At 40.9% G+C, this 9,494-nt stretch carries 6 protein-coding genes; 4 read left to right on the top strand and 2 right to left on the bottom strand.

The features are described from left to right. The 4 genes from HGJ91_RS01745 to HGJ91_RS01730 form a co-directional block, all read left to right on the top strand. On the top strand, window positions 1-1,157 hold a 1,157-nt coding region (locus tag HGJ91_RS01745), incomplete at its 5' end, for a histone deacetylase (RefSeq protein WP_291345964.1). Between the two features lie 217 nt (window positions 1,158-1,374). Next, entirely contained in the window at window positions 1,375-3,126 is a 1,752-nt protein-coding gene (locus tag HGJ91_RS01740; RefSeq protein WP_291345963.1) for a PAS domain-containing sensor histidine kinase, read from the top strand. Between the two features lie 32 nt (window positions 3,127-3,158). Further along, entirely contained in the window at window positions 3,159-3,608 is a 450-nt protein-coding gene (locus HGJ91_RS01735) for a response regulator (RefSeq protein ID WP_291345962.1), read from the top strand. 110 nt (window positions 3,609-3,718) lie between these two features. After that, window positions 3,719-4,108 carry a YkvA family protein gene (locus tag HGJ91_RS01730; RefSeq protein ID WP_291345961.1) on the top strand — a complete coding sequence of 130 codons (390 nt, stop codon included), beginning with the start codon at window positions 3,719-3,721 and terminating at the stop codon, window positions 4,106-4,108. A 2-nt stretch (window positions 4,109-4,110) separates the two neighbouring features. Here the strand turns inward: HGJ91_RS01730 and HGJ91_RS01725 are convergent, their stop codons facing one another. Then, window positions 4,111-5,628: a trehalose-6-phosphate synthase gene (locus HGJ91_RS01725; RefSeq protein ID WP_291345960.1), complete on the bottom strand. Its 1,518-nt coding sequence runs from the start codon at window positions 5,626-5,628 to the stop codon at window positions 4,111-4,113. A 41-nt stretch (window positions 5,629-5,669) separates the two neighbouring features. Continuing rightward, window positions 5,670-8,837, bottom strand: a complete 3,168-nt coding sequence (locus HGJ91_RS01720) for a beta-phosphoglucomutase family hydrolase (protein WP_291345959.1) — start codon at window positions 8,835-8,837, stop codon at window positions 5,670-5,672. Between the last annotated feature and the right edge of the window lie 657 nt (window positions 8,838-9,494).

The raw sequence follows: 9,494 nt of genomic DNA, 5'->3' as shown, positions 1-9,494 counted from the left end.
TGAAGGTACTCCTGAAAAACAGAAGCCGTATCCCTGAAGGAGAAGCGCTGCTTATTCTCGCAAAAGCCTTTGGCCGAACCGGAACAGCGCCGGGGCAAAAGCTGCCCTTCCTTCCGGTTGCGGTTGTCATCGATAAGAGATACCGGAATCATCTCATGGGGGTCACACATCTTGAAAATTACAGGCGTATAGAAGCGATAAAGGATTTATTAAAAAATAAACGCCTGGATAGAAAATGGTTCAGGATTGCCCCCCGTCTTGCTGAAAAGAAGGAACTGACATGGGTACACACACGTGAGTATGTTGATAAAGTGGAGGAAACTGCCGGAAAAAGCCTTTCCTCCTTTGATTTTGATACCCAGGCAACAGAAGAATCATGGTCAACTGCCAGGCTGGCGGCAGGCGGTGTCTTCTCTCTGATTGACGGGATAATGTCAGGCAGGTCATCCAGGGGCTTTGCATTTATAAGGCCTCCGGGCCATCATGCCGGACCCTCGAAAGGCATGGGGTTTTGTATTTTTAATAATATAGCCCTGGGTGCAAAATATTTGAAGTTAAAGTATAAAATTTCAAGAGTGATGATCATCGATATTGATGCCCACCATGGTAACGGTACACAGGAAATATTTTATGATACCGATGAAGTCCTTTTTGTCTCCATTCACGAGTCCGGTTCTTTCCCCGGGACGGGGCGGGTTGAAGAGACGGGAAGGGGAAAGGGAGAAGGGTTCACAATCAATATTCCCCTGGAAAAAGGCAGCTGGGCAAGGGATATTGGAAGGGCGCTTTATTTCATTGCAGGACCTGTTGCACAAGAGTACGAGCCTGAAATAATTCTCGTCTCTTTCGGCTTTGACCTTTACATTCATGACCGCCTGGCAGGGATGAAAGTGACACCAGGCGGATACGCTCTTATAACCGCACTTCTTCTTGAGATAGCAGAGCATTCTGCAGGAGGGAAAATGGCCTTTGTCATGGAAGGGGGATACAGTATAGAGGGTATCCGGAAATGCGGCCTTGCAGTTATGAAAGAAATCTGCAATGTGCGGGGGGTAAGTCAAAATAAAATAGACCGTGTCCGTAAAAGCGACCTCAGCCGTCTGTCAAGCCTCAAGAAGGTCATTAAAACCCATAAAAAATACTGGGCGGTACTTTAAGTAAACCGCCCGGAGTGTCATATAGTGATTTCCACCCCTGTCTCCTGTCTGACGACATTCAGTATAAAACCGTATTTTTACGGTATCGGAACAACCATTTAAATTTCAGTAAGTTATCAGAATATCGGATGAACAAACCCCTTTGGTACACTTGTTGCTATTCTATTTAAGTAAAAGCATTTATTTGATACAAAAAACAGTGCATACAGGAGTTAGCATGGATCAAAGCCTTGAAAATAAGAAGAAGACACAGTATTCCCGTCTCTTTCGCAGGTTCACTTTCCTCACCATGATCTGCTCCCTTTCTCCCCTGCTTCTTGCCGGATGGGCAATCAATATTCATTATTCAAGGTTTGCCAAGGAACGGATGGAAAAAATGCTTCAGGCACGGGTTGAGTATCACAGGAAGATCATAGAATTTTTTCTGAAGGAAAACAGAACCAGACTTGAGTTCATCACTCAAACGCATTCAATAGTTTCCCTGACAAAAAAGGATCGCCTCAGTCATATTTTTAAGACGATCAATCGGGATTCATGGATCCTGACTGATATCGGCATCATTGATGAAAACGGGGATCATACTGCTTATGTAGGTCCCTATGACCTTATAGACAAAAATTATTTCAACACATTCTGGTTCGAGGAAGTTATGGAAAAGGGAAGCTATACCAGTGACATGTTTATGGGATTCAGGAAAGAACCCCATTTTATAATGGCAGTGATAAAGAATGAAAATGGACATCGCTGGATATTGAGAGCCACGATCAACACAGAGTGGTTTCGTTCTTTGGTGGAAGATGTAAGGATCGGAAAAACTGGAGAAGTATACATTCTAAACAAAAAAGGGATCTATCAGACCAGCCCTGGTTCAGACGGAGAGATTATGGCATTGGCATCAGGATTTAACGGTGAAATTCATGATGGTGTAAAGTTCAGGTTTTTTGAAACAGGCGTCGGAGATTCACAGACAAGAAAAATTGTCTGTGAAACATGGCTGAGAGATCCAAAATGGCTCCTGGTGGTGAGAATTGATGAAGCCGAGCTTTTTGAAGAGGTCCGCCACGCCAACAGGGCTGCCCTGATATCACTCCATCTTAGCGCACTGATTATCTTTATTGTCATCGTATTCATAACCCGCCACATGGTTTCAGTCATTAAAAAAAGAGATGATGAAGTAGAACGTATGAACAGGCAGCTCATGCAGACCGGAAAACTGGCATCCATAGGAGAGCTTTCCGCAGGGGTTGCACATGAGATAAACAATCCCCTTGCCATTATTACGACCGAACGTCAGCTTCTTCAGGACATGGAAAAAAGAATACCCATAACAGATGAAATTTTCGAAAAACAATTTGCAGGATCACTTAATCAGATAGACACACAGGTTCTTCGGTGCAAACATATTACAAGAAACCTTATGAAGTTCGCACGCAGGACCAAATCCGTCATAGAGACAGTGGACATAAACGTATTCTTAAGAGAAGTGATCGACCTCATGGAGAGGGAAGCCAAATCGGATGGCATAAGCTTTAAATCCATATTGGACGGTAAACTTCAGCCTATCATGTCGGATCCATCACAGCTTCAGCAGGTATTATTGAATATTATCAATAATGCAATAGCGGCTCATGAAGACAAGGGCTACGGCATGATAACCATAGCCACCTGTCTTTCAAAGGACAAAACCGGAATAGTCATTACTGTGAAGGATACGGGAAATGGAATAAAAGATGAAGATATTGAAAAAGTTTTTGATCCGTTTTTCACCACAAAATCTCCGGGACAAGGTACAGGCTTAGGCCTTTCCATCTGTTACAGCATAGTGAAACAGCTTGGCGGTAACATTGACGTTGAAAGTGATGTTGAAAAAGGAACGCTCTTTACTCTGACATTTCCATTCAAACCGCCCGAGGATTTATTGAAGCATGGAGGCGGCAGATTATATAATGGAAACAACATTAAACATTAACGGTTTCGAATAACATTATAGGAGGATGAATTATGATAGGAAGTAAAATTTTACTTGTGGACGATGAAGAAATATTTTGTGACAACATGGCCAAACTGCTTCAAAACAGGCAGTATAAAGTTACCGCCGTTTACAACGGAGAAAGCGCTATAAGGGCGCTTGAAAAGGAGAATTTTGATGTCGTTGTTCTTGATCTGAAAATGCCGGGGATGAATGGTATCACTACCTTAAAGGAGATCAAAAAGCTGGGTCTTTTTACGGAAACGCTTCTCCTTACGGGCCACGGTTCAGTTGATGCTGCCATAGAAGCAATCCGTCTGGGCGCATATGATTTTCTCACAAAACCCTGTGAAATTGATGAACTCGTTGAAAAAATCGAGGGGGCGTGGAGAAAAAAAGATGAGGCCTGGAAAAAGGATTTGGAAGAAAAACTTAAGAAAGTTGTAGAGTCACCCTCAGATGTCTTCAAGCTGTTCGACTGACTTGTACGGCATGAAATGAGGGTCCCAAACCGAGCCGCCTCTACCCTCTGCCAGGGGGCGGCCGGTTTTTAATCTTTTGAGGAGTGGTTGCCATAAAACGGGAATTGAATTTGAGAACATTAGAAAAATTAAAAATAAAAGTAAAAAATCTTAAAAAAGAAATTATTGCGATTTATTATGCATATCAACATCCGAAAACCACTGTATTACCCAAAATTATTATTTTGTTTACTTTAGGATATGCGTTAAGTCCAATTGATCTTATTCCGGATTTTATTCCGATTTTAGGTTATTTGGATGATCTTTTAATTCTTCCTGTATTAATAACGCTCTCAATTAAATTAATTCCACAAGAAATTATGGAAGAATCAAGGGAAAAAGCGGAAAATCAACCGTTACAACTAAAAAAAAATTGGGTATTTGCTATAGTGTTTATCATAATATGGATAGCGCTGTTCATGTTTTTGATCCGTAATTTTATTTCTATTTTCTTAAAGTAAAATCATATTCCTAAGTTCGCGGTTGGCTCATCAGGAAAATATTCATCCACCTGTGGGAAATTTGATAAATTCTTTTCAATGGCGGTATTTAAAAAAGAGTTGACCCACCAGAAGACATCTTTATTTTTAATCTTCTCCCGCAGATTGCGCATCCGCTGGTTTTTTTCTTCCAAAGGCATATTAAATGCCCTGTAAATTGCCTTGGCCGCGCCTTCAATGTCATGGGGATTTACTAAAATTGCATCCTGGTAAAACTGCTGGGCAGCACCGGCAAATTCGCTGAGTATCAGCACTCCTTTTTCATTAATATTGCAGGCACAATATTCCTTGGCAACAAGATTCATACCATCCTTTAACGGAGTAATAAAACCAATATCGCATGCCCGGTACAATGCAATCAGTTCGTTTCTGCCAAGATTTCGAAACATATACTGGACAGGAAGCCAGTCAGCTGTACTGAATTTACCATTAATCTCTCCCACAAGTTGTTCTATCTTAAGTTTCAGATCAGCATAGGCTGTTATTTCCCTGCGGCTTGGGACCACAAGTTGAATGAAATGTATTTTTTTATGGAACTTTGGAAAGCGTGTTAAAAAGCGCTTAAATGCTTTTAGCTTTTCAGGTATGCCCTTGGTATAATCCAGACGATCAACACCCAGTAATATTTTAGTACCCGGGGCATTCTTCCGTATTTCCTTTGATCTTTTATAGACGTCGTTGTCCCAGGCGTGGAGAGAAAATTCATTGTAATCAATACTAATGGGAAAGACCCCGATGCGGACGATTCTGCTGTTAATTCTTAATTCACTTACCGTCTCATCAAACGCTTTCTTTGCATCAATTTGCGCATCTTGGATTATTTTTTTGATACATCCAATAAAATTACGTTTGCTTAGAATAGTGTGGAACCCTATGATGTCATATTCCAACATGGCCAAAAGGAGTTCAAATCGCCATGGGCATCGTATAAAGGTATCAATGGGAGGAAACGGGATATGCAAAAAAAATCCCATCCGGTTCCTCTTGTGCATTTTGCGCAACTGAGCCCCGACAAGTATTAACTGATAATCATGGACCCAGATAAAATCAGGATCATCTGCATTCTTGCATACAGTTAATGCAAATTTTTTATTCACATTCTGATAGCTTACCCAGTATTCAGGCAAAAAGATGCACTTATCCGTAAAACCATGGAAAAGAGGCCATAAAATTGAATTGGAGAAACCTTCGTAATAATTTTTTAACTCATCTGAGTTAAGCATAACTGATTTAACACGGTATCCGGAAGTGGCTGTTTGTATTGCCGGTAACATGGTGTCATCAATACCTGCCTCGTGTACATAACCAGGCCAGCCTATCCAGGTGCCGTTTCTATTCTTCAGTACAGGTGCCATTGCTGTTACCAGACCCCCGGCCCCTTTTTCCACCTCTGTCTTCCCATCTTCAGTAAGTTTTAAAATAACCGGCAACCTGTTGGATACAATGATAATGCGACTTTTTTGTATATTTTTTTTATCCATTGTTTTATCCTTACCTCTTTATGGGCTTTCAAAAAGACAGTTTAAATATCCACATATGCTATCTTGCCCGGATAGAGTCTGATTATTTCATCTTTGATCATAATCATGACGGGTCTTGCCCTGCTGGTTAGGCTTTTAACCTTAACGTCTGTTTGAGTGATTTCCAGATCAAGCCAGTGGTTCCTGTATCGAACATGAAAACAGATGCGGTTTACGGGTTTCGGGAGTAAAGGATTTAAAATCAGTATATCACTTCGTATTTCCAGACCGGCATAGCCCCGTTGAAGAATATCAATACACCCTGACATGGCAGCCAGATGAATACCTTCCCGGGTGCTTCCGGTTCGGTCATCAACCATATCCGTCTCAAGTGCCCGGCTGAAAAAGTCCCATGACCGTTCTCTTGCCTGCCGTGCTTCAATCCAGGCATGAATGACCAGTGCCAGGGATGACCCGTTTGTAGTTCGGTTTAAATAATAGTTGATATTTTTGGGGATCAACTCCTTGTCAAAAGTATAATTAAGACGTTTAAACATCTTTCTTAAAGTTTCAGCACTGAAAAGATATAAAAGCATTAAGACATCTGCCTGCTTGCAGAGTTTATAGTTATTGGTGCTGTCTCCTTCCTTTTCAAGAATCCTGTCAAGGCGCCGGATATTCCCATATTTTTTTTTATAACCATCCCAGTCAAATTCCTTTAAATTTTCATATCCTTCAAACTGACTGAGAATTCCACCTCCATGGAATACCAGTTTTATCCTTCGACTTATTTTTTTCCATTGTTCAAGTTCTTTATCTTCCACCTCAAGCTTTTTTTTTAAATATTCCCAGTCCTGTTCAGAAATAACATGTCGCAGGTTCAGCGCCTGATCCATAACAAACATGACCATCAAATTGGTATAGGCATTGTTGTTCAAGCCTGGTTTGTCTGCTCCGGGATAAGCGTCATGATATTCATCAGGCCCCATTACACCCATGATTTCATATCGATCAAATTCAGGATCATATGTTGCAATGCTTGCCCAGAACCGTGCGATTTCGATTATTATTTCACCTCCGTAAAAAGATAAAAATGCTGTATCATAGGTAGCTTGAAAATACTGCCAGATATTATAAACTATTGCATTGTTTACATGGCGCTGCAGATAAGTGTAGTCAAAAAGCCAGTTACCCGATTCAGGATTAAGATGCATCTGCTGTGTCTCTTCTCTTCCGCTGCTGCCACTCTGCCATGGATACATTGCACCTTTGCAGCCTGCCTTCCTGGCTGCACGCCGGGCTTCTTCAAGTCGTCGGTAACGATACATGAGCAGGGTTTTTGTAATTTGAGGAGCCCGGTAATTTAAAAATGGGAAAATAATCATTTCATCCCAGAATATATGTCCTCTGTAGCCTTCGCCATGCCAGCCACGGGCCGGCATACCCACATCAATGTCCAGGGAATGTACAGAAGAGCTTTGTAATAAATGGAAAATATACAATCTGATAATTTTTTGTGTATATTGCTCAATACCACTATTGTCCAGTTCAAGAGTGACATCGAATTTGCGCCATAAAAGTTCCCAGGCTGTAACATGGGATTTTAATAAACTATCAAAACTTTCAACATCATTTGCAATAGTATTTTCCACCTCTAATAAGCATTCGGAAATACCTTTATCCCGGGATGTATAGATACAGACCAGTTTTTCCACTGTAAGATCATCTCTCTTACTCACATCTACAATAAAATTCTTTGCAACATATCCACCGGGTTTGTCAGCTGGAACAGATTTAATAGCAGCCAGGTTCTTTTGAAGAAAGATGTTGGTTCTTGCACCCATTGCAATATCAATACATGACTGATTGGTGCGCATTTTTAACACCATGCTTTTTTCGTCAATGTGGCGGGAATCAACCCGATCAAAATGTTGCTTGCTCAAATCCCGATAGCGCTTCACTCCCTGGTTTGTCACCCTGCCATCCAGAGCAGAACAGATCTCTATTTTACCTTCCCAGTTCAAGGGCGTAATAATGGTTTTCAGCGCAGCCCGGTGCATCTGATCTCCATGGACAAATGCGTGTTGACAAATGTGTGTCTCTCTGTTTTTTTTATCTCGAAAGCATATGGTGCGGTTAAGTATCCCTTTTTTTATAATCAGGGATTGTTTGTAAAAAAGAATTTTTACATCTTTTAGCTGAAACCATTCCTCTCCAGGGATACGGAAATTGAGACAGAGCCAGTTGGGAATATTAACCAGATCTTCATTCTCAACTATTCTACCGGCGATTTCAGTCTTAAGCCGGTTATACCCTCCGGCAAGATAGGTGCCCGGATAATGCACATCATCAGCCTTTGCTTCAGGGGCTGCGCCTCTGGTGACAAAATACCCGTTTCCCAAGGCGCACATTGCTTCCCGCCGTCCTTCATCTTCAGGGTCAAACCCTAAATATATTAGATCCCAGCCGGTCTCTTTTTCCATTCCTGCCTCAATTTCAGAAAGATCGTTAACTACCAGGTGAGCCCCTTTTTGCTTAAGTTTTTTTGCCTGATTTCCACGGTTAATACCGATAACCATTCCAAAACCACCTTTTGCCCCGGCTTCCACACCGGATAAGGCATCCTCCACCACCACACATCTATTCACATCAGTATCCAGTCTTCTGGCTGCTTCCAGAAAAGTATCCGGTTCAGGTTTGCCGGTAAGACCAAGGCTTTCAGATACAACTCCATCAACTCTGACATCAAATAAAGCTTCAACATTTGCAATCTTAAGGATTTGTCGGCAGTTTTTGCTTGAACTGACAATGGCTGTCTTAAATCTATTTTTTCTTAACTGACGAATAAGATCAATTGTGGATTTATAAACCTTCACGCCTTCTTTTTTCAGCAAATCAGAAAAAAGCTGGTTTTTCCTGTTGCCCAGCCCGCAGACGGTTTCTTTATCAGGCGCATCATGGACAGAACCATAGGGAATATCAATACTGCGAGAGGCGATAAAAGATTTAATCCCTTTGTTGCGAGGTTTTCCATCCACATATCTTATATAGTCCTCCTTAAGGTTAAAGGGGATATAATTATCGGTTCCGCTTTTTTTTTTCAAGTATTCGTCAAAAAGCTTTTTCCATGCAGTTGCATGGGTATCCGCTGTTCTGGTAACCACACCGTCCAGATCAAACAGGACAGCATCATACAATTCAGGGTTAAGTATTTGTTTCCTGGTTGCCATAAAAAAGATCCTTATCTGATCCAGTAAAAATCTGAATGAATATTTAAAAAGCAACTATCATACCATTACTGCATAAAAGCATTAGCACCTGGAATGTTGAACCGTCAAAAGGACTAATGTTTTATGTGCGAATAGTATTTTTATCCTATGAACAATCAAAGGATTCCCATTAAAAATTATGATGATGTCAGATCTTTTTACAAGATGTAAAAAAAATGACCCCACATTTTTTTGTTTGTACTCCATCAATTCGAGATATGGCAGGTGGATTCCTTTATGCAGGTCTTTTAAATTAAATGCCTGTCCCTGGCATGAATTTTGAACTTCAAATATTGAAATGAAATGATAATTCCACCCATCGGTGATAGTGGTGGTGAACCAAAACAGGAGTAATGATATGAGTATAGGCAATTTATATGGATTTGTCTATCAGTAATTTTTAATAAAGGAGCTCCTATGAATCATACAGCAGATCAACGAAGAGACAAAGTCCCCTTCATGTTTCCTGCCTTACATCTAAACGGGTTAGCTGGATTTGCGCCAAACATTGGCATTCAAAATAAAAATTTTAATTGGTGTCTGTCCATTCATCAGATGACTTTTCCAATTGTTTATTTTCATACAAAACCCGAAGGGCTTTTTCCCTTAGAAAAAAGC

The sequence above is a fragment of the Desulfobacula sp. genome (assembly GCF_014237455.1).
Classification (GTDB): Bacteria; Desulfobacterota; Desulfobacteria; order Desulfobacterales; family Desulfobacteraceae; genus Desulfobacula.
This window is presented reverse-complemented; position numbering and strand designations above follow the sequence as displayed.